The organism is Pseudomonas sp. OA65, assembly GCF_017498305.1.
GTDB lineage: Bacteria > Pseudomonadota > Gammaproteobacteria > Pseudomonadales > Pseudomonadaceae > Aquipseudomonas > Aquipseudomonas zanjanensis.
Genome location: NZ_JAGDEZ010000040.1, coordinates 19,736 through 42,089 on the forward strand (window position 1 = coordinate 19,736; position 22,354 = coordinate 42,089).

The 22,354-nt window shown below is 62.3% G+C and carries 19 protein-coding genes; 6 read left to right on the forward strand and 13 right to left on the reverse strand.

Features of this window, described 5'->3' with window-relative positions:
• Positions 1-28: 28 nt before the first annotated feature.
• The 3 genes from J3361_RS24265 to J3361_RS24275 all read right to left on the reverse strand — a co-directional run bounded on the left by J3361_RS24265 (position 29) and on the right by J3361_RS24275 (position 2,479).
• The gene (locus J3361_RS24265; protein ID WP_207966665.1) at positions 29-169 is read right to left on the reverse strand and encodes a hypothetical protein; all 141 of its coding nucleotides are present in this window, start codon (positions 167-169) and stop codon (positions 29-31) included.
• A 113-nt stretch (positions 170-282) separates the two neighbouring features.
• A complete protein-coding gene (locus J3361_RS24270; RefSeq protein ID WP_207966666.1) occupies positions 283-1,185 on the reverse strand; it encodes a DUF2242 domain-containing protein in 903 nt (300 codons plus the stop codon).
• A 250-nt stretch (positions 1,186-1,435) separates the two neighbouring features.
• A complete protein-coding gene (locus J3361_RS24275; protein WP_207966667.1) occupies positions 1,436-2,479 on the reverse strand; it encodes an AraC family transcriptional regulator in 1,044 nt (347 codons plus the stop codon).
• 207 nt (positions 2,480-2,686) lie between these two features.
• Between J3361_RS24275 and J3361_RS24280 the strand changes: the two genes are divergently transcribed.
• Positions 2,687-3,631, forward strand: a complete 945-nt coding sequence (locus J3361_RS24280; RefSeq protein WP_207966668.1) for a transporter — start codon at positions 2,687-2,689, stop codon at positions 3,629-3,631.
• A gap of 219 nt (positions 3,632-3,850) precedes the next feature.
• Here J3361_RS24280 and J3361_RS24285 read toward each other — a convergent pair whose 3' ends face one another.
• From J3361_RS24285 to J3361_RS24295, 3 genes are all read right to left on the reverse strand, one after another.
• The gene (locus tag J3361_RS24285) at positions 3,851-5,149 is read right to left on the reverse strand and encodes a D-arabinono-1,4-lactone oxidase (protein ID WP_207966694.1); all 1,299 of its coding nucleotides are present in this window, start codon (positions 5,147-5,149) and stop codon (positions 3,851-3,853) included.
• A 116-nt stretch (positions 5,150-5,265) separates the two neighbouring features.
• The gene (locus tag J3361_RS24290) at positions 5,266-5,637 is read right to left on the reverse strand and encodes a c-type cytochrome (RefSeq protein ID WP_207966669.1); all 372 of its coding nucleotides are present in this window, start codon (positions 5,635-5,637) and stop codon (positions 5,266-5,268) included.
• Positions 5,638-5,957: 320 nt separating this feature from the next.
• Positions 5,958-6,842, reverse strand: a complete 885-nt coding sequence (locus J3361_RS24295; protein WP_207966670.1) for a LysR family transcriptional regulator — start codon at positions 6,840-6,842, stop codon at positions 5,958-5,960.
• 130 nt (positions 6,843-6,972) lie between these two features.
• Here J3361_RS24295 and J3361_RS24300 point away from each other — a divergent pair, with 130 nt between their 5' ends.
• Positions 6,973-8,616, forward strand: coding sequence for a GMC family oxidoreductase N-terminal domain-containing protein (locus tag J3361_RS24300; RefSeq protein ID WP_207966671.1), 1,644 nt, complete (start codon positions 6,973-6,975; stop codon positions 8,614-8,616).
• A gap of 121 nt (positions 8,617-8,737) precedes the next feature.
• A complete protein-coding gene (locus J3361_RS24305) occupies positions 8,738-10,360 on the forward strand; it encodes an MFS transporter (protein WP_207966672.1) in 1,623 nt (540 codons plus the stop codon).
• Between the two features lie 42 nt (positions 10,361-10,402).
• Here the strand turns inward: J3361_RS24305 and J3361_RS24310 are convergent, their stop codons facing one another.
• The 4 genes from J3361_RS24310 to J3361_RS24325 all read right to left on the reverse strand — a co-directional run bounded on the left by J3361_RS24310 (position 10,403) and on the right by J3361_RS24325 (position 14,964).
• On the reverse strand, positions 10,403-12,880 hold the full coding sequence (locus J3361_RS24310) for a TonB-dependent receptor (protein ID WP_207966673.1): 2,478 nt from the start codon (positions 12,878-12,880) through the stop codon (positions 10,403-10,405).
• A gap of 96 nt (positions 12,881-12,976) precedes the next feature.
• A complete protein-coding gene (locus J3361_RS24315; RefSeq protein ID WP_207966674.1) occupies positions 12,977-13,936 on the reverse strand; it encodes a FecR domain-containing protein in 960 nt (319 codons plus the stop codon).
• On the reverse strand, positions 13,933-14,454 hold the full coding sequence (locus tag J3361_RS24320; RefSeq protein ID WP_207966675.1) for a sigma-70 family RNA polymerase sigma factor: 522 nt from the start codon (positions 14,452-14,454) through the stop codon (positions 13,933-13,935). Before J3361_RS24320 ends, J3361_RS24315 begins: the two co-directional genes overlap by 4 nt.
• A gap of 102 nt (positions 14,455-14,556) precedes the next feature.
• Positions 14,557-14,964 carry a response regulator gene (locus J3361_RS24325; RefSeq protein WP_207966676.1) on the reverse strand — a complete coding sequence of 136 codons (408 nt, stop codon included), beginning with the start codon at positions 14,962-14,964 and terminating at the stop codon, positions 14,557-14,559.
• A 241-nt stretch (positions 14,965-15,205) separates the two neighbouring features.
• Here J3361_RS24325 and J3361_RS24330 point away from each other — a divergent pair, with 241 nt between their 5' ends.
• On the forward strand, positions 15,206-17,152 hold the full coding sequence (locus tag J3361_RS24330; RefSeq protein WP_207966677.1) for a DNA topoisomerase III: 1,947 nt from the start codon (positions 15,206-15,208) through the stop codon (positions 17,150-17,152).
• A gap of 674 nt (positions 17,153-17,826) precedes the next feature.
• The gene (locus J3361_RS24335; protein WP_186710489.1) at positions 17,827-18,156 is read left to right on the forward strand and encodes a hypothetical protein; all 330 of its coding nucleotides are present in this window, start codon (positions 17,827-17,829) and stop codon (positions 18,154-18,156) included.
• 113 nt (positions 18,157-18,269) lie between these two features.
• On the opposite strand, the gene glsB is transcribed toward J3361_RS24335, so the two are convergent.
• Positions 18,270-19,178, reverse strand: coding sequence for a glutaminase B (gene glsB, locus J3361_RS24340; RefSeq protein WP_207966678.1), 909 nt, complete (start codon positions 19,176-19,178; stop codon positions 18,270-18,272).
• Between the two features lie 282 nt (positions 19,179-19,460).
• On the opposite strand from glsB, the gene J3361_RS24345 reads away from it, so the two are divergent.
• Positions 19,461-19,655 (forward strand): hypothetical protein, encoded by a 195-nt coding sequence (locus J3361_RS24345; RefSeq protein WP_053123348.1) that lies wholly within the window; start codon positions 19,461-19,463, stop codon positions 19,653-19,655.
• 9 nt (positions 19,656-19,664) lie between these two features.
• Here J3361_RS24345 and J3361_RS24350 read toward each other — a convergent pair whose 3' ends face one another.
• Both J3361_RS24350 and J3361_RS24355 read right to left on the reverse strand, forming a co-directional pair.
• Positions 19,665-20,684: a hypothetical protein gene (locus J3361_RS24350; protein ID WP_207966679.1), complete on the reverse strand. Its 1,020-nt coding sequence runs from the start codon at positions 20,682-20,684 to the stop codon at positions 19,665-19,667.
• A 213-nt stretch (positions 20,685-20,897) separates the two neighbouring features.
• Positions 20,898-22,304, reverse strand: a complete 1,407-nt coding sequence (locus tag J3361_RS24355; RefSeq protein ID WP_207966680.1) for a saccharopine dehydrogenase C-terminal domain-containing protein — start codon at positions 22,302-22,304, stop codon at positions 20,898-20,900.
• Positions 22,305-22,354: the final 50 nt, after the last annotated feature.

Genomic DNA, 22,354 nt, shown 5'->3' on the forward strand with positions numbered 1-22,354 from the left:
AGATCCTAGCTTGCAGCTTGCAGCTGCGTTACAACTCCGTTGCATCTTCGGCGGGTTCCAGCGGGTCCAGTTCGTAGGCCTGGTATTCCAGCAGCTCTTCCTGATAATCATCCATTACGCGTCCTTCCCCTGTCGTTGAACCAATGCCTGATGGCGCTGGCATCAGCATAAAGCTGCTCTATGAACAAAACATGAAGCAAAGGCTTCATGAATTAAACGTAGCACAGGGTCGGGAAATTACTGCGTGAAGTGTGGCAGGAAGTAACTCCCTGCCACGGGATCTCAGGAGGCCGGAAGCGGTTGGATCGGCTCGGTCGGGGCCGGCAACGAGCTGGACGGTGGTGGTGGCGGTGTCACGGTTTCGGTCGTCGGCGCAGACTCGAACGATTCAGGCGCAATCGGCGCGGGCTCGCTCGGCGGTGCGACAGGCTCCGACACCGCAGGAACGGTTTCGACAGGGGCCGGCGCAGCCTCCTCGACGGGGGTGGCCGCTGCAGGCGCAGGCTCAGGCGCAACAGGCTCGGCCGCTGGGGCTGGGGCTGGGGCTGGAGCCGGATCTGGAGTCGGTGCAGGCATCAAGGCAGCCGACTCGGCCTTGGTTTCCGGCACCCCCAGCTCAGCCTTCGGCTTGTCGGCATTCTCGGCGGCCTTCTTCGCTTCGGGAGGCAGGAACAGCTCCACCAAGGCAAAGAAACGCTCATAGAACTTGGCCGCCGACACGGTTTCGCTGGCGACCTTGACCATCGAATCATCCGAGGAGCCGATCGGCATCGACACCGAACCCAGCACACCCACGCCCAGGCTGGCGGAGTTGTTGGTTTTCTTCAGGGCATAACGGTCCTGCAAGGCGTTGGCGAACATGGTCGCCCGGTGCCCGGTACCGCCATCTTCGGCACAGACCAGGTTGAAACTGATCTCCATATGGGTTTCGCCGGTCTGCTGGAAACTCTTGTGACCGCTGACCAGCTTCGGATCGCTGCTGGTGATGATGTAGCCCTGGCTGAGCAACGCCCGGCGCCCGGCTTCGCAGGTGGCCGCGTCACTCACCGGATACGTGCGGGAGAACGTGCCGGAATCATCGAAGTTCTCGTGCTCATAGATGGCGGTTTTCTTCGACGAGCAACCGGCTGCGGCGGCCAGCACCAATGCAAGCCCGACGGTGCGCATGGGAAATGATTTGAACATTGAACATCCTGAGAGAAACGGTCCGGGGCGTATTGTGCAACAGAACGCGACCAGGCAGCGTGGCTAATCTTGTTTCATGGGGGGTGCGAGTTTACTGGGGGTTGTTTGCAGGAAAAAGATGTCAAGCCGGTAGATCGACGAACACCCGCCTCCAGGCAACAAGCGGATACAAAAAGCCTGGTTGTTCGGCCTGTCTCTGTTCATTTAGGGAAAGCCCACGGGACTTGAGAAATACCGTGTGGACATATCCTTAGGGCCGAGCGTCAGCGCTCTCATTGCGAAACGCGCTGGGGCTCATGCCGGTCCAGCGCCGGAACGCCCGGCGAAAGCTGCGCACATCGCTGTAGCCGACCTCTTCGGTAATGCGCTCGATGGACAGCTCTGGGTTGGCCAGCAGGTTCAGGGTGCGGCCGCGGCGCACCTGCTCGAGCAAGGTTTCGAAGGTCAGGCTGTGTTCGGTCAGGCGCCGACGCAGGGTGCGGCTGCTCATGTTGAGGTCGCTGGCGATTTTCTCGATGTGGCTGCCCCGGGTCAGGTCCCGGGCAATCGCCCGTTCCACGGCCTGGATCAAGTCGATCTTCTGGTGGACCTCGCAGGCTTCCTGCTCAAGCAAGGCCAATGCCTGGCGCAGGGCCAGCGGGTGATGATTGGGTAAACGCATGTCGAGCCAGCGCACGTCGATCAGCATGCGGTTGTGCCGGCAACCGAAGCGCACCTCAGGCCCCAGGATCCGCTGGTACGCCTGGGCATAGGACGGCGCGGCATGCATGAATTCCACGGCCAAGGGCTTGAATTCGGCCCCCGCCAGCGCCCGGCCGTAGACCATCAGGCTGGCGAAGAACTCTTCCACGGCAAACACCTGGATCTCGGCGAAAGGCAGGCGGCAAGTGGCCTCGACCATGATCCGGTCGGTAGCCTCTTCGACACGGGTCACGGCGATGCCGCCGGTGGTGTGCTGGTAACGAACCCCGAGGGCGAAGACATCGCGCAGGGTTTCGCACAGCGACAAGACGTGGCCCAGCAGGCCGAGGGTGCCGAGCACGTTGCGGTCCCCCACCCATAACCCCAGGCCTTGATCCGGCAGCAGCTTGAGCGCCCGTTGGATCATGACCACGGCCTGGCGATAGGAAATGCGCTGGGCGGGATCTTGCAGGTCATCGAGGCCGAACCCCAGGCCGCGACACAGGCTAGCGGCATCGAAGCCCTTGTCCGCCACCACCTCGGCCAAGGTTTGCAGCAAAAATGGCGATACCAGCGCCAATTCATAGGTGGGGTCGATGACTTTCATCTGCATGGGGCGGGTTCCGGAGCACGTTAGGTGGCGTTTTTGTAACCGGTTATTTCATAAAGTTAGCACGAGCCGCTGAATAGAGGGGTGGAAAAATCTGGCCGCCCATGTCCCCTGTCTGGCCGCCAATACCCTGCCCTGTCGGCGGCGAACGGCTTATTTGTATGACTCGGACCTCCGGTGCATTTCCAACAATAATAATGAGCCCCCCACATGAACCCGATCCGCACGACATTCGCCTTGCAATTGACCCTCGCCCTGGCCTGCGGCGCAGCCCTGCCCGCCTTGGCCACCGAATCGGGGGTCGACAACATCGGCCCAGGCACCGATGGCTTTTTCGTGTTGCCGCTGGAAGTCGACAGCCTTCCCGACCACATGGTCGCGTTCAACCTCTACTACAACCATTACAAGGCCCGGAAATTCAACATCAGTTCGTTGGGCGGCGAAGTGCCGGACGTCGAAATCGAATCCACGGCTGTGGTCCCACGTATCGATTACCTCAGCCCGTGGCGGGTGGCCGGTGGACGCGCGGGGATCTACATCGCCCAACCCTGGCTCAAGCAGGAAGTCTCGGTGTTCGGCCTGCATGACACCCGCGAGGGCATGGGCGACACCACCATTTCGCCCATCGTGCTCTGGGACATGGGCAAGCACCTGACGCTGGCCGCAGCGGTGGAAATCACTGTGCCGACCGGCGAATACAGCACCGATCGACTGGCCAACACCAGCAATAATTTCTACACCTACAAGCCGCTGTTTTCCTTCACCTGGCTGCCCACGGAAGACACCGAGGTGTCGATGAAGACCACCTACAGCTTCAACCGCAAGAACAAGGACACCGACTACCGTTCCGGGCAGATTTTCCACTTCGACTATTCCGCCAGCTACCGCGTGACCGACAACCTGAGGTTGGGGCTCAACGGCTACTACCTCAAGCAGACCACCGACGACAAACAGTACGGCCGCACCGTGCAATTCGCCGGTCAGGATGTGGACGACGGGGTCCGCGGCCAGGTCTTCGCCATCGGCCCGGCGCTGCACCTGACCTTCCTCAAGTACGCCAGCGCCGAGATCCGCTGGGCCAAGGAGTTTGAAGTGGAGAACCGCACCGAAGGCGAAATGCTCTGGGCCAAGATCAGTATTCCGTTTGCGTTCTAGAGGGCCTCACAGAACCTGTGGTGAACCGCTATGTGGGAGCAAGGCTTCTGTGGGAGCAAGGCTTGCCCGCGAAGCAGGCAACTGGGTTCCCGATAGACCGAGTGTTCTTCATCGCGGGCAAGCCTTGCTCCCACAGAAGCCTCTCAGCCATAGGTTTTGTGTTTGACAGGAATGGATCAGCTGCAGATTAACCAGCTCTCGGCCCAAACAATTGAAACCTCAGCCCACCCCCAGAATCGATGCAAGGTGCCCATTGAGAAACTTGCCGCCAGGGTCCAATGCCTGGCGCACCTGGGTGAATTCGGTCCAGCGCGGGTACAACGCCTGGAGTGCCTTGGCGTTCAGCGAGTGCAGCTTCCCCCAGTGCGGACGGCCCTGGTACTTCCAGAAGATCGGCTCGATGGCGGCAAAGAAATTGTGGTGGTCCATCTGGTAATGCTGGTGCACGGAGATCGAGCAACTGTCCCGGCCTTCGAACATGCTCAAGGCAATGTCGTCGGCCTTCACGTAGCGGTATTCGATGGGAAACCAGGTGCGCAGGTCCTTGTCGCGGATCAGCGCGAGGATTTCCCGCAGGCACGCCGGCCCGTGTTCGGCCGGTACCGAGTACTCCATCTCATTGAAACGCACGGTGCGGGCGTTGGCGTAGATGTCATGGGAGTCACCGACGCGGTCATCGAAATCGGCCACCAGTCGCAGGCTGTTGAGCAGCGCACGCCGGATCGCTGAAAAATCGCTGCCGTACTTGTCGAGGTTTTCGATCAGGGAGACGAACTCGTTGCCGCCCTCCTCCTCGGGACTGATCGGCGGCGTGGGCGGATCGGTGGTTTCGTTCAGGGTGATCGACAGCGCATAGTCGGAATGGGTGACGACTTGCATTTCCCAGTGCTGGTTGTCCCGGGTGTTGGTGTCCACGTCCTCAAGCAACTCCTCGGTGTTCGCCACCCACTGGTGCTCGCGCAAGCGATAAGCCGCGCGGTTTTGTAAACGCACGCGGGTCACCAGCCCCAGCGCGCCAAGGGACACCCGGCCGGCCTGGAATACTTCGGGATGACGCCGCGCATCGCAATCGAGGACCTCGCCCTTGGCCGTCACCAGTTGCAGGCCGACCACCTGGGACGCGTAAGAGCCGAAGGCCTTGCCGGTGCCATGGGTCGAGGTGGCGATGGCACCGGCCAAGGTCTGGTAATCCACGTCGGCCATGTTCGGCAGTGCCTGGCCGATGGCCTTGAGCGCCGGCCCCATGCGGGACATGGGCGTGCCGCCACCGAACTCGGCTTGCAGGCTGGCGCCGTCGTGGTCCAGCAGGCCACTGAAAAAACTCAGCGACAACAAGGTGCCGTCGGTGGGCACCAGGGCGCTGAAGGAATGCCCGGAACCCACCGGCCGAATCCGCCCTTCGGCGCGGCGCACCACCTGCACCAGTTCGTCGAGGTCCTTGGGGGCCAGGCGCGCCGCCGGCAGGCAACTCTGCGCACCGGACCAGTTGCGCCACGGGATCAAGCGAGGCGCGCGCATCAGCTCGGCCAGGGCGCCCTGGCTGCCCAGTGCGGTAAAGGCGGCGACAACGCCGGCCTGTTGCAGCAACCGACGCCGTGAGTAGTCCATCGTCATGCCGAAAGTACCCGTATTTATTATTGGAAGTGTTGGTCGGACATGAAGGCAATCAGGGCCAGGAACTGCTCTTCGGAACAGTGCATGCACAGGCCCATCGGCGGCATACCGTTGTAGCCGTTGATCGCGTGGTCCAGCAGGGTCTCGGCGCCTTGGGCGACCCGTGGGGCCCAGGCGTTCGTATCGCCGGTCAACGGTGCGCCGGCGCCGGGATTGGCGTGGCAGAGCTTGCAACTGCTGTCGTAGACCTGGGCCAACGCCGCGTCGCTGGGCATGGCCGTGAATACCGTGGGTACGGGCGGCTTGGGCTCTTCGCCGCAGCCGGCGAGCAGGCTGCCGAGCAGCACGATGACGGCGGAGTGAAGCAAGGTTGAAGGCGTGATTGCCAACATAGGGCCCCTCTTGGCTGCGCTTTTCTTGTTGTGGGTCAACACTAAGGCACGCCAGCGCGTCGGCTGAGGTCATTGGGGGCCAGAAAAGGGGGCTTGGGCGGCCAGTTGCCGGGGCACCAACGACCTTTGTGGCGAGGGGATTCATCGGTGGGCTCTATGGGTTCTGTGGGAGCAAGGCTTGCCCGCGAAGCAGGCGACTCGGTTCCAGATAGACCGTGTGTTCTTCATCGCGGGCAAGCCTTGCTCCCACAGAGCCCACAGAACCTTGCCTCCACAGAGCCTTGTTCCACATAGAGGCTCGCCACAGGGATATTGCGTGCTCAGGGCAACAACAACTCCTGCTCCCGCTCGCACAACTGCACCACGTAATCCCACAACACCCGCAGGCGGACGGATTTGTGCAGTTCGCGACGGGTGCTGATCCAGTAGCTGCGGCGGATGGTTTCGTCCGGCAGCAGCGGCACCAGCGTCGGGTCGCCGCTGGCCATGTAGCACGGCAACACGGCGATCCCCAGGCCCGAGCGCGCGGCCTGTTGCTGGGCGATGACGCTGGTGCTGTGAAACACCACTCGAGGGTTGCGGCAAAAACTGTTGAGGAACATCAGTTCCTGGCTGAACAGCAGATCATCGACATAACCGATCCAGGCGTGGCGGCCCAGGTCCTCGCGGCTGCGCAATGCTGGCGAGCGGTCCAGGTAGGCCTGGCTGGCGTACAGCGCCAGGCTGTAGTCGGTGAGTTTGCGGGTCACCAACAGGTCGGCCGCCGGGCGTTCGAGGTGGATGCTGATTTCCGCCTCACGGTTGAGGATGCTGACAAAGCGCGGCACCGCCACCAGTTCCACCTCCAGCCCCGGATAGCGCTGGAACAGCCCATCCATGCGGCTGGCGAGGAACATGATGCCCAGCCCTTCGGTCACCCCCAGGCGGATCTTGCCCAGGGGTGCACTGGACTGGGTAATGTCCTCCTGGGCCAGCAACGCCACGTTCTCCATGGCTTCGGCGTGCTTGAGCAATGTCTCGCCGGCCGGGGTCAGTTCATAGCCCTGGGCATGCTGGACGAACAGCGCAGTGCCGAGGCTTTTCTCGATGGCCTCGATGTGCCGGGCCACCGTGGCGTGGGTGGTGTTCAGCCGTCGGGCAGCCGTCAACAAACGCCCGCTGCGTTGCAGTTCCAGGAAATAGCGCAGGTCATTCCAGTCGAACATGGGGCGATCCTTGAACGCGCCTGAAGGCAGCGCTGTTTATAAACGCACAGCGGCTGCGCAAAAACTAACATTCTTTTGACGAAAACTAACAACTAGGATGGCTCCCACAACAACAAGAATGAGGTCGCGAATGCAACCTGTCGTCGATGAATACGATTACGTGATCGTGGGCGCCGGCCCTGCCGGGTGCTTGCTGGCCAATCGGCTTTCGGCCAACCCGCAACACCGGGTCCTGCTGCTCGAAGCCGGTGGGCGCGACAACTATCCATGGATTCACATTCCGGTCGGCTACTTGTTCTGCATCGGCAACCCACGCACCGACTGGTGTTTCAAGACCGAAGCGCAACCGGGCCTGCAAGGCCGCGCCCTGAGCTACCCGCGCGGCAAGGTGCTGGGCGGTTGTTCCTCCATCAACGGCATGATTTACATGCGTGGCCAGGCTGCCGATTACGACGGCTGGGCCGCCGCAGGCAATCCCGGCTGGGCCTGGAAAGACGTCCTGCCGCTGTTCCGCCAGAGCGAAAACCACTTTGCCGGCGCGTCTGAATTCCACGGTGCCGACGGCGAGTGGCGCGTCGAACGCCAGCGCCTGTCATGGCCGATTCTCGATGCCTTTCGCAGCGCCGCCGAGCAGAGCGGCATCCCCAACGTCGACGATTTCAACAGCGGCGACAACGAGGGCTGCGGCTACTTCCAGGTCAACCAGAAAGCCGGGGTACGCTGGAACGCGGCCAAGGCGTTTCTCAAACCCATTCGCCAGCGCGCCAACCTCACCGTATTGACCGACGTCGAAGTCGACCGGGTGTTGCTGCGTGACGACCGCGCCCACGCCGTCAGCGCCCGCTGGCAAGGCAAGGGTATGACGTTCAAGGCCCGCAAGGAAATCGTCCTGTGCGCCGGCGCCGTGGGTTCGCCGGGCATCCTGCAACGCTCCGGGATCGGCCCGCGCAACCTGCTGCAACGCCTGGGCATCGGCGTAACCCATGAGTTGCCCGGTGTCGGCGGCAACTTGCAGGACCACCTGCAACTGCGGCTGATCTATCAGTTGGAAAACGCCCGCACCCTGAACCAGATCGCCGGCAGCCTGTGGGGCAAGATGGGCATGGGCCTGCGCTATCTGTACGACCGCAGCGGCCCGCTGTCCATGGCCCCCAGTCAACTCGGCGCGTTCGCCCGTTCGGGCCCGGAGCAGACCTCGGCCAACCTCGAATACCACGTGCAGCCGCTGTCCCTGGAACGCTTCGGCGAACCGCTGCACAGCTTCCCGGCGTTCACCGCGTCGGTCTGCGACCTGCGCCCGCAAAGCCGTGGCCGAGTGGACATTCGTTCGGCCGACCCACACGAAGCGCCGCTGATCCAGCCCAATTACCTGAGTCACCCCGAAGACTTGCGAGTCGCCGCCGACGCCATCCGCCTGACCCGACGCATCGTCGCGGCCCCGGCCTTGAGCGCGTTCAAACCGGTGGAATACCTGCCGGGCCCCAGCCTGCAAACCGAAGAGGAATTGCACCAGGCCGCCGCCCGCATCGGCACGACGATTTTCCACCCGGTCGGCACATGCCGCATGGGCCAGGACAATGATGCTGTGGTGGATGCACAACTGCGCGTGCACGGCATCAAGGGCCTGCGCATCGCCGATGCCTCGATCATGCCGCGCATCACCTCGGGCAACACCTGCTCGCCGACGCTGATGATTGCCGAGAAGGCGGCGCAGATGATGCTTGAGGCAGACACCCGAATCACCATGCCGCAAAAGGAGCCTGCCACGGTCTGAAAAATAAGTAAGCCCGCTCCCACAGGGGAAATGTGTAAGCAAAGGGAACGTGTCAAATCAGGAGACGCCAGCCCGGCGTCGCAGTGGAACAACAAAAACAATCACTGTGAGGGATACCGCTATGTCAGAGCATGTTCAGACCCTGGAAGCCACGCGCAGCGCCGGCACCAGCCAGGAAACCCAGAAAGTCATCTTCGCCTCGTCCCTGGGGACGGTGTTCGAGTGGTACGACTTTTTTCTCTATGGCGCCCTGGCGGCGGTGATCAGCAAGCAGTTCTTTGCCGGGGTCAACGACACCACCGCGTTCATCTTCGCCCTGATGGCCTTCGCCGCCGGTTTCATCGTGCGGCCGTTCGGGGCCCTGGTGTTCGGTCGGTTGGGGGACATGATCGGGCGCAAGTACACGTTTCTGGCCACCATCGTGCTCATGGGCCTGGCGACGTTCTGCGTCGGCCTGCTGCCCAACTACGCCAGCATCGGCATTGCCGCGCCGATCATCCTGGTGGTGTTGCGCATGCTCCAGGGCTTGGCCCTGGGCGGTGAGTACGGTGGCGCGGCAACTTATGTCGCCGAACACGCGCCAATGGGCAAGCGCGGTTTCCATACCAGCTGGATTCAGTCCACGGCCACCCTCGGGTTGCTGCTGTCGCTGCTGGTGGTTTTGGGCTGCCGCTACTTCACCGGCGATCAGTTCGAAGTCTGGGGCTGGCGCATTCCGTTCCTGCTGTCGATCCTGCTGCTGGGCATCTCCACCTGGATTCGCCTGAGCCTGCACGAATCGCCGGCCTTCCTGAAAATGAAAGAGGAAGGCAAGTGCTGCAAGGCGCCGATCCGCGAATCCTTCGGCAAATGGGAAAACCTCAAGGTGGTGCTGATCGCACTCTTCAGCATCAACGCCGGGCAAGCGGTGACCTTCTACGCCGCACAGTTCTACGTGCTGTTTTTCCTCACCCAATTCCTCAAGATGGACCCGGCCCTCGCCAATAGCCTGCTGATTGTCAGCGTGGTGATCGGTGCACCGTTCTTCATCTTTTTCGGCTGGCTGTCGGACAAGGTCGGGCGCAAACCGGTGCTGATGATCGGCCTGCTGCTGGCGACTGCCCTGTACTTCCCGATCTTCAAGACCCTCGCTCATTACGCCAACCCCGCCATCGACCTGGCGAGCCGCCAGGCACCCATCACCGTGATCGCCGATCCGGCCACCTGCACCTTCCAATTCGACCCGGTGGGCAAGGCGCGTTTCGACAGCCCTTGCGACAAGGTCAAGACCTTCCTGGTCAAGCAAGGCCTGCCCTACAGCAGCGTCGCGGCCCCGGCCGGCAGCACCGTGCAGATCAGCGTTGGCGACGTGAAACTCGAAGGCTACGACGAGGCGGCGCTGCGTGGTGCGGTAACCCTGGCCGGCTACCCGCAACAGGCCGATGCGCAGCAGATCAACCGGCCGATGATCGTCGCCCTGATCGTCGCGCTGATCATCATCTCGGCGATGTGCTACGGACCGCTGGCGGCGCTGATGGTCGAACTGTTCCCGACCCGGATCCGCTACACGTCCATGTCCCTGCCCTACCACATCGGCAACGGCTGGTTCGGCGGTTTCCTGCCTACCGTGTCGTTTGCCCTGGTGGTCTATACGGGGGATATTTTCTATGGGCTGTGGTACCCGGTGGTGATCACCGGGGTGAGCCTGGTGGTGGGCATGATCTGCCTGCGGGAAACCCGTAACGTGGACCTGGATACCAACTGAGGGCAGAACCGTGGCGAGGGCATTGGCGCCCTCGCCACCGCCTCAGAAGTGCGCCTTCACGGTCATGGTGAAGTTGCGCGGTTCCCCGTAATAGTTACCGAAGCCCTCGGTGCCGATGGTGGTGTAGTAGCGCTTGTCGAACAGGTTGTTGCCATTGAGGGCCAACGACCAGGTGTCATCGATGCGGTAGCCAACACGACCGTTCCACACCGCATAACCGGCCTGGGTGATCTTCTCGCCCGTCGTGGGCGAGACGCGGAAATTGTCGCTTTGGGCATTGACCCCGGCACCGACACTGAACCGTTCCAACGCCCCGCCGAGGGCATAATCGCCCCACAGGCGCAGCACATGGCGCGGCACGTAGCTGTTGAACGAGCCGCCGTTGAGGCTGGTATCAATGTCGTCGAGGGTCTTGGTCTGGGTGTAGGTGTAGCCGGCCAGCAATTGCAGGCGCTCGATGACTTCACCGCTGATCTCGGCTTCGAAACCCTGGGCGCGCACCTTGCCGGCGTTCTCATAGCAGTAACCGTCCGAGGACGCACAGCTGGAGGCGTAGTCCGTCTGGGCCTGGTCTTTCTGCACTGTACGGAACAGGTTGAAGGCACTGTTCAGGCGTCCCTCGAACCACTCGCCCTTGATCCCCAGTTCATAACTCTCGCCCACCAGGGGCTTGAGTGCCGAGCCGCTTTCGGAGCGATAGTTGCCCTGGGGCGTGAAGATATCCGAATAGCTGGCATAGGCCGTCAGGTGCTCGTTGAGATCCAGCAACACGGCGGTAAACGGCGTGACTTGGCCCGTCTCCGTGCTCTTGGCGTGCTCCGAACCGCCGGTGAGGAACTCCGAATCGGTCTTGGAGCTGTACCAGCTCACCCGGCTGCCGACGACAAACGTCAACGGGTCCGCCAGTTTCAGCCGCAGGGTCGAATACATGCCGTGCTGCTCGGTCACGGTCTTGACCGGCCCACCGCGTGTCGAGTTTTCGATGAAGTAACTGTCGTCCGGTTCGGGAATATGCCGATCCGGCTCGAACACATTCTGCTTCTGGGGCAGCAGTGCCACCGAGAAGAAGTCATCCTTGTCCGAGCGGCTGGCGTTGAAACCGACGATCAATTCATGTTGCTGCCCCAGGGCGTCGAACTTGCCGTCCAGGTAGGCGTCGAGGCCGTAATCGACCTGGTCATAGTCGTACATGCTGCCCAGCATGTTGGTGGTCGAGGTGCCGGGCGCCACCGAGCCCGATGCAAAAGCGTATTTGATGTCCTGGGTATTTTTCGTATAGACCCCGGCGACCTTCACGGCCCAATCGTCATTGAGGTGATGGGCGATATCACCGAACACCGTGGTCCGCTGGCTACGCCAGGTGTTCCACGACGGGTCCAGGCAGGTGGAGCGGCTGAGTTTCAGGTCGCTGCCGTCCCGGTAGCGCGGCAGCCCGCCCCAGCAGGGGCTTGCATCGACGTCTTCATAGGCAACGCCAAGGCCGAGCGTCGTGTCGGGCGACAGGTCGAAGTCCAGGGCGCCGTAGTAGATCTGGTCCTTGCGCCGGGCATCGTCGTAGAAATAATGCCGGCTCTGCTCGGCGATCACCGCCCTGCCCCGCACGGTGCCGGAGTCATTCAACGGGCCACCGGTATCGACTTGCCCACGGTAGTTGTCCCTGGTGCCACCGGACAGGCTGAGTTCGGTCTGGGCCGTGGTCTGGCCGCGTTTACGCACGAAGTTGACGCCGCCGGACGTACCGCCCGCCCCCTTCATCATCCCGGCGGCGCCGCGCAGGACTTCGACACGGTCGTAATAAGCCATGTCGCTGCTGAAACTGTCGGCCTGGACATAGCTGTTGCCCATGTCCAGCGGAACGCCGTCGTATTGATACTGGCCAGACATGCGGAACCCGCGGGAGTAGAAATACTTGCCGCCCATGGTCGAGTCGTAGACGGTGATGCCAGGCGTCTTCTCCATGACTTGTTCGATGGTATTGAGGTTCTGGTCATCGAGCATCTTGCGGGTGATCACCGTCACCGACTGCGGCGTTTCGCGCAGGGAGTGCTCGCCCTTGCTGATGGTGACCGCCCCCGTCGTGTAGGAACTGCTTTGCTCGGTGGTCGCCCCGAGCCGCTGTGCCTCGATGCGGGTGGCGCCCAGTTCCATGGCCGAACCGTTGGCAGGCAGCCGGCGCAGCACGTACGTGCCGTTGGCCTGGGGCTCGGCTTGCAGGCCACTACTGCCAAGAATGCGGGCAAAGCCCTCGCCCACGCCGAAAGAACCTTTCAGGCCGGGCGATTGCAAACCTTCGAGTTGCCGAGCATCAAACGAAAGGGCAATACCGGCGGCGCTGGAAAAACGGGTCAGCACATCCACCAGGCGGCCGGCGCCGATATCGTAGGCCTGCACCGCACTCTGCTGCGCCGCAGCCGCTGCAACCGGGCTGGCATTCATGGCCGTGGCGCCAGCGGTCGTGACCGCCAGCAAGCTGATTTTCACTGCAAACACCAGACGGCCTGGCGCATTCACCCACGTCATATTTCCCCTCCCCCAAACGGTCGATAAAAACTCACTGAGGAAGAGCCGAACGATGCAGATAAAAAGTGCAGGGGTTGGTTTTTTTATTACGCCGCATTAGCGTCGATCGCCACCCGCGACCTGGACCCAGAATCGGCTGTAGCGGGTCACCCGCAACGAAAAGCCGCTTTCCAGCGCGGCCAGGGCGAGATCGGTGTTATCGACGGGAAACACACCGGACACTTTCAAGTCGCCAATCGCCGGATCCCAACGCAGCACGCCGGGACGGTAACGCGACAGTTCGTCCAGCAGCGCCGCCAGGGGACGGTCAATGGCGATAATGCTTCCCTTCTGCCAGGCCCCCACCGACACATCGTTGCCGCGCAGCGTCCCTAACGAACGCTCATTGAAATCCAGGCGCTGGCCGGCCTCGACGCGCATCCTGGCTCCACGTGCTGGCAGGCTCACCTCGACCGCTTTCTCCAACACCGCCACTTCACCGCCCCGCGCCTGGCTACGGACAATGAAACGCGTGCCCAGGGCCAGCACCTCGGCCGGCCCCGTGACCACCTTGAATGGACGGCGCAAGGGATCGACCGCCGTCGTCACGAGCACCTCACCCCGCAACAGTTCCAGGCGCCGCTGCTGTCCATCGAAACGAACGTTGATCGAGGTGTCGGTGTTGAGCATGAGCGTGCTGCCATCGGCCAACTGGAACTCGCGACGCTCGCCCACCGCCGTGCGGTAATCGCAAAGCAGGTTCTGCGTGGCCTGGCTGCGCCAGCTCAACCAACCCAGGCCGCCAGCGGATGTCAGCAGCAAGGCGCTGCGCAACACTTGGCGGCGGGAGCGCTGGTGGGTGTCGCTCAAGGTCGGTGCCGCCAGGGCGCCCGGCACACTCGCCATTTGCTCGGCCACCGCGGCCATGCGCTGCCAGGCCTGGCCGTGCAACGGATCGGCAGCCAGCCAGGCGCGCCAATCGGCCCGGTCCGCGTCGGTGGCAATCCCGGAATTCAGCCGGGCGTACCACCGTGCCGCCACACGGATGGCTTGCAATTCTTCGGGCGGCAGGTTCATGAAAGCTGCAATTGAATTTGCATGAGGCAGCAATGCTCCATGGCCTTGGCCATGTGATTGTTGACCGTGCGGACGCTGACGCCCAGGCGCTCGGCAATTTGCGGATAGGTCAGGCCATCGAACTGCGACAGGATGAACGCCTGCCTGACGCGCGGCCCCAATCCCAGGAGCAGACGATCGATCTCCATCAGGGCCTGGAGCAGGATCGCCTGCTCTTCCAACGACGGGTGCTGCTCTTGCGGCATGGTGGCCAATGCTTCGAGGTAGGATTGTTCCAGCGAGCGGCGGCGAAACAGGTCGATCAACAGCCCTTTGGCGATCATCGACAGGTACGGGCGCGGCTCGCGGATATCCAGCGCCGTGCGCGCCTTGATGACCCGCACAAACGTATCCTGGGTCAGGTCAGCCGCATCGAAGGCATTGCCCAAGCGCTTGCGCAACCAGCCCTGGAGCCAACCGTGATGATCGCTGTACAGAACGTCGACAGCACTGCGTAGGGTCAGATCGTTGGCGGGCATGGCAATGGAATAATTCGCGACTGATAATGACTCGCATTGTCATAGACGCCACCGCCGCTTGCAACCCAAACGTGCCCGGACACTCCCCCTCTCCGGAATCACTCAGTTGATCGAGTGATTTTTCACCGTGCTCTCCACCAGGTCCAACATCTGTCCCAGCGCCCAAGGCTTGGCAATGAACGACGCGTGGTGCTTGATCCCGGCGCTTTCCGGCGTCTCGAAACCGGACATGATCAGCAGCGGGATCTGCGGCCAGCGGTCCCCCGTCAGGTTGGCCAGGTCCGCACCGTCGATCTTGCCGGGCATAGTGATGTCCGTGAGCAACAGATCGACGTAGTGGGCGCTTTCTTCGAGGAACGTCAACGCTGCGTCGGCGCTTTCCCGAGGCTCCACGACGAACCCTTCGTCCTCGAGGATTTCACAGAGGAACTCCAGAATGGTTGGATCATCTTCCACAACGAGAATCAAACGTGTAGTCGCCTGGCCGTCGCCATTGGGCATCGAATTCATGAAAGTGACTCTCCTTGACCTCATAAACCTTCTTTGCGGTAGCAACCGCCTTGAAGTTATGAGCGATACCCCTGCGAGAAATTCATTCTGCATGCCAACAGGCCGCCGAATGTCATGCCAGAGCCTCCTCGCAACGCAGCGCAACGCTTTTATCTGTATATCCATACAGATAAAACTTGCCCTGGCGTGCATCCATGACCATGCTACAGGCCCATGAAATCTGCTTCAGGAAAAGGGCGCTATGCAGCTGTACCTGTGTGAAAAGCCGTCCCAGGCCAAGGATATCGCCGCCGTGCTCGGTGCCACGCGCCGTGGCGACGGTTGCTGGTTGGGCCCGGGCATCACGGTCACCTGGTGCATCGGCCATCTGCTGGAAACCGCCCCACCCGATGCCTACGACGCGCGCTACAAGCGCTGGGTCCTGGCCGACCTGCCCATCGTGCCGGCGCAATGGAAAATGACCGTCAAGCCGAAAACCGCCAGCCAGTACAAGGCCGTCAAGCGCCTGTTGGGGGAGGCGAAGGAACTGGTGATCGCCACCGACGCCGACCGTGAGGGCGAAATGATCGCCCGGGAATTGGTGGAGCATTGCCGGTATCGCGGGCCGATCCGGCGGCTATGGCTGTCGGCCCTGGACGAGGCATCGATCCGCAAGGCCCTGGCCGCCCTCAAGCCGGGGGTCGAAACCTTCAACCTGTATCACTCGGCCCTGGGTCGCTCCCGGGCCGACTGGCTGATCGGCATGAACATGAGTCGCCTGTTCACCTTGCTGGGGCGCCAGTCCGGCTACCAGGGGGTGTTGCCGGTAGGCCGCGTGCAGACGCCGACGCTGCGCCTGGTGGTGGACCGCGACCGCAGCATCGCCAACTTCGTGCCGGTCGCCTATTGGGCCATCGACGTGCAGCTCAGCCACGACGGCACGGCGTTCACCGCCCAGTGGCGTGCCGACCCAGATGCCTGCGACGACCAGGAGCGCTGCCTGAACCAGGCCCTGGCCCGGGACGCCGCCCAGGCCATGAGCAACGCCGCCACCGCCCGGACGCTGAAAGTGCGTACCGAGCGCCTGCGCGAAGCGGCGCCGTTGCCCTTCGACCTGGGCACCCTGCAGGAAGTCTGCTCGAAGAAACTCGGCCTCGGCGCCCAGGAAACCTTGGACATTGCCCAGTCGCTCTACGAGACCTACAAGCTCATCACCTACCCGCGCAGCGATTGCGGTTTCCTGCCCTTGAGCCAGCACAGCGAAGCACCGGCGATCCTGGCCGCACTCGCCCAGGCCGATCCCAGCCTCGCGCCACTGCGCGAGCATTTGCAGGCGCAGCGCAAGTCCCGGGCCTGGAACGATGCCAAGGTCAGCGCCCACCACGGCATCATCCCCACCGCCGCCGCCCGGAACCTGGACAAACTCGCCGGCAAGCAGCGCGCGGTCTACACGCTGATTCGCGCGCGCTACCTGGCGCAGTTCCTGCCCAACCACGAATACGACCGGACCCAGGCCGACTTCGACTGTGCCGGCCAGGCGCTGCGTGCCGTGGGCAAGCAGATCGTCGAGCCCGGCTGGAAACGCGCCCTGCCCGAAGCACTGGCGCCGGCCAGGGGCCGTGAAGCACCGGCGCCGCAGGTCCTGCCGGCATTGGCCGAAGGCCGCGATTGCGCGGTGGACGAGGTGAAACCCAAGGACCTCTGGACCCAGCCACCCAAGCCCTTCACCGAAGGCGACCTGATCAAGGCGATGAAGAACGTCGCCAAGCTGGTGGAGGACCCGTTGCTCAAGCAGAAGCTCAAGGACACCACCGGCATCGGCACCGAAGCGACCCGGGCCTCGATCATCCAGGGGCTGCTCGACCGCGGTTACTTGATGAAAAACGGCAAGGCCCTGTCCGCTACCCCGGCGGCCTTCAGCCTCATCGACGCCGTGCCCCGGGCCATCGCCGACCCAGGTACAACCGCTATCTGGGAACAAGCCCTGGACATGGTGCAAAGCGGGGAAATGAGCCTGGAAGAATTCGTCACACGGCAAGCCGCCTGGATGAGTAAGCACGTCGCCCGCTGCCAGGGCATGAGCCTGACCATCAGCGGCCCGGCCAGCCCCGCCGGGCGTGGCGCAATGCCATGGAAAAACAAACGCAAACCGACCAAGCGCAAGGCTGGCGGTGCACCGCGCAAGGCGAGCAAGGCCAAGGCCACTTGAACAGCGCCGATTCCAAGCGCTGCCTTTGTGGCGAGGGAGCTTGCTCCCGCTGGGCTGCGCAGCAGCCCCAAAAGTCTATATGCACACCCGGATTGAAACCCGAAGGCCTGGTTTCAAGGGCCGCTTCGCGCCCCAGCGGGAGCAAGCTCCCTCGCCACAGGTGATCACTCGCTACCGTTTTTCATACCCAAACCATTTTGTCCGACAATATGTAGTGAGCAAAAATAATCACTACAAAACCGTTGACGCCTCCGATTTGCCCTTGCATGATGCAGACGTCTCCCCGATCGGGAGTACAGGCAACTGTTTGAGCAAGCTCGTCTGACCGCCGAGCTGTTTTTTGGATAAGGGACTGCCCACAAGGCAGATTGAAGGTGCTGACCTGGCATGACCGTCCGGTAACAAGGACGAGAAACGCTAGCGAAGATCCTCATGACGCGCGTGGTCGACCCTCGAAAGTTGACACTGCCTGAAGATTCTTCGCTGTTTCTCTTCGTTGTAGCGCATTTGCGTAGCAGCCCTTCGATAACACTACACAACCGATGCACGACCCCGTCGAAGTCAGGCGGACGAACGCTGACGGCCTGGTTTCGGTAGCAGGCAGGCACTTACCGAGTAGCGAAGTTTTTTGCGAACCACCAGACAGATCAACCAAATGGTCAAGGGGCTTACACATGAATCTGAATAATCAACCATCTATTGATGAACTGGCTCGCATGTTCGCCGCACACAAGGACACACTCGACAGCCATATCCTGTGGATCAGCAAGACTGGCCAGGTGCGTATGGACTGCCTGTCGCCCTACACCCAGGAAGACGAGTTCGAAAAGAACACGCAAGAGCTGTGCGCCCGGCTGAAGATGTACCGCCGTGGCCAGGGCTACGTGGGCAAGAAGGCCGCGGCTGACAAAGACTTCATGGGCCGCGTGCTGCAAACACTGACCCAGGCCTGGCAGTCGATGCAGAACACGTCCGAGGTCCGGGTCATCGACCGCCTCTGCTGAACTCCCCTAACAAAAGGGCCCGCGCCTGAACCAGGAGCGGGCCCTTTTTTGTGAGACGGGAAACTAGTGGTCTGTACGGTTAATTTGAGTGCACGAATTAGCCACACAGGCCACTAGAACACCGACCAGCCAATGCGCTGGCTCATCATCTCCAGCGCCGCCATGCCGGCCAGGGAGTTGCCGGCGGCGTTGAGTTCCGGCGACCAGACGCAGACGGTGAACCGGCCCGGCACCACGGCAACAATCCCGCCACCGACACCGCTCTTGCCCGGCAGGCCGACGCGATAAGCGAAATTGCCGGCCTCATCGTACAGGCCGCTGGTGGCCATGATGGAATTGACCTGCTGGGTCTGCCGGGCGCTGAGGATCTGTTCGCCGCTGTGTTTGCAGAACCCGTCGTTGGCCAGGAAGCAGAACGCCCGCGCCAGGTCGATGCAGCTCATCCGCAGGGCGCAGTGGCTGAAATAACTGCGCAGCACCGCTTCCACATCATTGTGGAAGTTGCCGAACGATTGCATCAGGTACGCCATCGCCGCGTTGCGGGCGCGGTGCTGGTACTCCGACTCGGCGACCTTGCCATCCACCATCACCTGGGGGTTACCCGACAGGCGGCGCACGAAATCGCGCATCGACAGCGCTGGCGCGGCGAAGCGGGACTGGTTGATATCGCAGATGACCAACGCGCCGGCATTGATGAACGGGTTACGCGGGCGGCCACGCTCGAATTCCAATTGCACCAGGGAGTTGAAAGGCTGGCCGGAGGGCTCATGGCCCAGGCGCTCCCAGATCGCTTCGCCGGAGTGTCCGATGGCCTGCACCAGGCTGAACACCTTGGAAATACTCTGCACTGAAAACGCTGTTTCAGCGTCGCCGGCGTAATACAACTCGCCATCATTGCCGTACACGGCAATACCAAACTGGTTGGGCGCCACGGTGCCCAGGGCAGGAATGTAGTCGGCGACCTTGCCCTGACCGATCAGGGGGCGAACCGCATCGAGGATCTCGTTCAACAGTGCTTGCATATGCGCGGGGTCCAGTCATTCCCCGTTCGAGTGCGGGGATACAGACGCTAGACGCTGGTGGACGGGATCAGAGCACACTGACTATCAAACTTGAGGTTCATGACCTGTAGCAGAGGCATTGAGGGCCCCTGTTTTGTGGGAGCAAGGCTTGCCCGCGATAAAGATCACACGGTCTATCCGGAACCGAGTCGCCTGCTTCGCGGGCAAGCCTTGCTCCCACAGGATGCAAACGTCTTCAATGAGCGGTCTATAGTTCAAAGGATCAATCGGCAGGAGTACACGATGCGTCAGATCATGCAAAAAGAACCCTGGTGGGCCTCGCCGCCCCAGCCCGGGCAGGATGAAAGCGAACTGGAATGGGGCTGGCTGGTGATCTACAGCGAAGGCGAGCCGCGCTTCGAATTCATCAAGGAGCGCCCGTCGGACGAACAGATCCGCCATCGCAAGGGTTGTCGCGTCACCCTCGGCTCGGAATGAGTCGCCCCGTCAGGGCTTGAGGTCCGGCAAGACCACCGCTCGATTGGCCAGGTCCGCCTCCACCAGGTGGCCTTTGATTTCCTCGTCCAGGTAATACACCGGCGCCATCACCCCGCTGAGGGGATGCTTGAGTGACTTGAACCAGGCTTCGTCGAACGCCGCGCTCAGACTCTTGCGGATCTGCGCCTCCATTTCCGGCCGCTCACCCTCGTGGATGATCGCGCGAATGCCCGCCACGCCCACCGAGATCAACGCCCCGGCCGCCTTCCCGGCCACGGCCGCCGCCGCACCGGTTGCCCCACGCGTGGCGAATTGAGCCTCGATCTTTTCGCTGGTGCGTTGCGCCACCGTGGCGATCACCGCCTCCGATGGCCCGGCCCCCGTGGTTGCAGCCTTGTTGACGTGATCGATCAGGGCCGCATAGGCCGGGAGGGTGTTCAGCGGTTCGGTGTGAATCATCTCGTACAACGAAGCGTCACGCGCCGCCGGCGGGCCCAGGCGGATGGCAGGGATGCCATGCAGGCGCCGGTTCATCAGTTCGTTCGGGATTCGATGCCGCTGGGCGATGACCTGGGCCTGTTGATTGAGCTGACGGATGTAGTAGCCCGTCGCGTTGGCCCTGATCGCCTCGGGATCGATTTCCACCGCCACCGGCGCCAGCACCTGCTCGCGATATTGCTCCTGCAGGTAAACCGCCAGGCGCTTGGCCGAAGAATCCGCCTCGCCCTCGGCACTGGCCGCGTACCAGCTGACCTTCACCGCCAGCCATTCCTGGGTCCAGTAGCTGCTGAACCAGGGGATGAATTCAGCCTCGGTGCGTTCATACACCAACACGCGCCAATGCTCCATCGACCCACGTGCATAGACGGCCGCCTGTTCGAGGGCGCTCTTCGACGCCGCGATGATCTGCTGGTCTACCTGCCGCCACGTGTCCTGGGCAATTACCACCGTAGCGACCGGTTGCCCGCGCGGTGACGTGGCGCACCCCGCCAGAACGAGCACAACAGCCAACATCAGCGAACGCAGCACAGTCGCGCCACCCCGGATTCCTGTCATCCATGGGGTTGAGTATAGGTCGCGATGAACAGGGATCCGGCCCAAACACGCCAAATACACCGCGATTCCCTGTGGGAGCGAGCCTGCTCGCGATGGCGTGGTGTCAGTCAACATTCTTGTAACTGAACCACCGCTATCGCGAGCAAGCTCGCTCCCACAGGGGATTGGTGTCGCTCAGCCGCTCATTCAGAACCGGGTGAAATGCTCGAACTGCCAATCATCGGCCGCTCCATCCCCGCGGGCCTTGTGAAGGGCACCGGTCGGCGTCCAATCGGTGCGTTTGCCCACCAACGTCCCCAGGTAAGGCCGGGCGACTTCCAGCACGCGCTCATAGTCCATTTGTTCCGGCTCGACGATGCCACGATCCGGATGTTCAATGGCCCAGACGATTCCCGCCATGACACCGGCCGCCACTTGCAGACTGGTGGCGTTATTGAAGGGCACCAGGGCCCTCGCCTCGTCAATGCTCAACACCGAACCGAACCAGTAGGCGTTCATTTCATGCCCCATCAGCAAGACCCCCAGGGCATCCACCCCACCGGGGTCGATTTCGCCGTTGAGGATCCGCTGCCGGGCCTGGGTTTCCCAGCCACGACCGATCAGCTCATGGACAGAAAGCCAGGCATCGTTGCAGGGGTGATAGGCGTAATGCAGGGTCGGTCGATACACCAACTTGCGCTGGTCTTTCACGGTCAGCAAATCGGCCGTCGAAGCGGTTTCGTGGTGGGTGATCATCAGCCCCAGGCAGGGCCCGCCCACCGGCGTCCAAGTCTTGATCAAGACGCTGGCGCTCGGGCGTTCCAGATAGACCGCGTTGCGGCTCCCGAAACCATGACGCCGGGCGGCCGTTGGCCAAGTCCGTTCATGGGAGCCCCAACCCAACTCGGCCGGCTGACGGCCCTCGCTGATGAACCCCTCCACCGACCAGGTGTTGACGAACTCGTCGTCTGCCTTGGGACGCTGGGAGCGTTGGCTGTCGCGTTCGGCAAAATGAATGACCTTGATCCCCAACGCCATGCTCAGCCTGGCCCAGTCCACACCGCCCGGTTCTTGCGGCAGCGGCTGCTTCAATTGCGTCGCCAGTTCCACCAGCCCGGCCTTGAGCAAATGGGTGATCAAACCGGGATTGGCGCCATGGGCCACCACGGCCGTCGGGCCTCTGCCCAGTTTTTTGCGCAGGCCCAGCACTTGATAGCGCAACGCGTAGTTGGTCCGATGGGAAAGGTCCAGGTGCGGATCCTCGTAGCCTCCCGCCCACGGCTCGACGCAGGTGTCGAGGTACAGCGCGCCCTTCTCGAACGCGTACGCCATGAGGTCCAGGGAGCTCACCTCGACGGACAGGTTGACGATGAAATCACCACGCTTGACGAAGCGATCCAGGATTTGTGCATAGGTTTTTCGGGTCAAGGCCTTGGGGATAAAACGGATTCCCCGCTCCTTGAACCAGATGTTTTGATCGATCACCGGTGCGATGACGGTGATCTGTTTGATCTCGACGTGCTCCTGCCCCAGCAGCAGGGGCAACGTGGCCCGGGCGATGGAGCCGAAGCCGATGAAGATCAGACGGCCGGTGAACGGGATCTGACGTTTCATGTGCTGCCTCCTTGAGAAGGGTGTACGGCCCATGAAATAACCGAACGGTG

Bases quoted from the DNA above. Each gene is read 5' to 3' on its own strand.
- J3361_RS24270 (WP_207966666.1), bottom strand. From the start codon at position 1,185: ATGTTCAAATCATTTCCCATGCGCACCGTCGGGCTTGCATTGGTGCTG.
- glsB (WP_207966678.1), bottom strand. From the start codon at position 19,178: ATGCAAGCACTGTTGAACGAGATCCTCGATGCGGTTCGCCCCCTGATC.
- J3361_RS24295 (WP_207966670.1), bottom strand. From the start codon at position 6,842: ATGTTCGACTGGAATGACCTGCGCTATTTCCTGGAACTGCAACGCAGC.
- J3361_RS24300 (WP_207966671.1), top strand. From the start codon at position 6,973: ATGCAACCTGTCGTCGATGAATACGATTACGTGATCGTGGGCGCCGGC.
- J3361_RS24280 (WP_207966668.1), top strand. From the start codon at position 2,687: ATGAACCCGATCCGCACGACATTCGCCTTGCAATTGACCCTCGCCCTG.
- J3361_RS24335 (WP_186710489.1), top strand. From the start codon at position 17,827: ATGAATCTGAATAATCAACCATCTATTGATGAACTGGCTCGCATGTTC.
- J3361_RS24330 (WP_207966677.1), top strand. From the start codon at position 15,206: ATGCAGCTGTACCTGTGTGAAAAGCCGTCCCAGGCCAAGGATATCGCC.
- J3361_RS24320 (WP_207966675.1), bottom strand. From the start codon at position 14,454: ATGCCCGCCAACGATCTGACCCTACGCAGTGCTGTCGACGTTCTGTAC.
- J3361_RS24315 (WP_207966674.1), bottom strand. From the start codon at position 13,936: ATGAACCTGCCGCCCGAAGAATTGCAAGCCATCCGTGTGGCGGCACGG.
- J3361_RS24275 (WP_207966667.1), bottom strand. From the start codon at position 2,479: ATGCAGATGAAAGTCATCGACCCCACCTATGAATTGGCGCTGGTATCG.
- J3361_RS24265 (WP_207966665.1), bottom strand. From the start codon at position 169: ATGCTGATGCCAGCGCCATCAGGCATTGGTTCAACGACAGGGGAAGGA.
- J3361_RS24285 (WP_207966694.1), bottom strand. From the start codon at position 5,149: ATGCGCGCGCCTCGCTTGATCCCGTGGCGCAACTGGTCCGGTGCGCAG.
- J3361_RS24290 (WP_207966669.1), bottom strand. From the start codon at position 5,637: ATGTTGGCAATCACGCCTTCAACCTTGCTTCACTCCGCCGTCATCGTG.
- J3361_RS24305 (WP_207966672.1), top strand. From the start codon at position 8,738: ATGTCAGAGCATGTTCAGACCCTGGAAGCCACGCGCAGCGCCGGCACC.
- J3361_RS24310 (WP_207966673.1), bottom strand. From the start codon at position 12,880: ATGACGTGGGTGAATGCGCCAGGCCGTCTGGTGTTTGCAGTGAAAATC.
- J3361_RS24345 (WP_053123348.1), top strand. From the start codon at position 19,461: ATGCGTCAGATCATGCAAAAAGAACCCTGGTGGGCCTCGCCGCCCCAG.
- J3361_RS24355 (WP_207966680.1), bottom strand. From the start codon at position 22,304: ATGAAACGTCAGATCCCGTTCACCGGCCGTCTGATCTTCATCGGCTTC.
- J3361_RS24325 (WP_207966676.1), bottom strand. From the start codon at position 14,964: ATGAATTCGATGCCCAATGGCGACGGCCAGGCGACTACACGTTTGATT.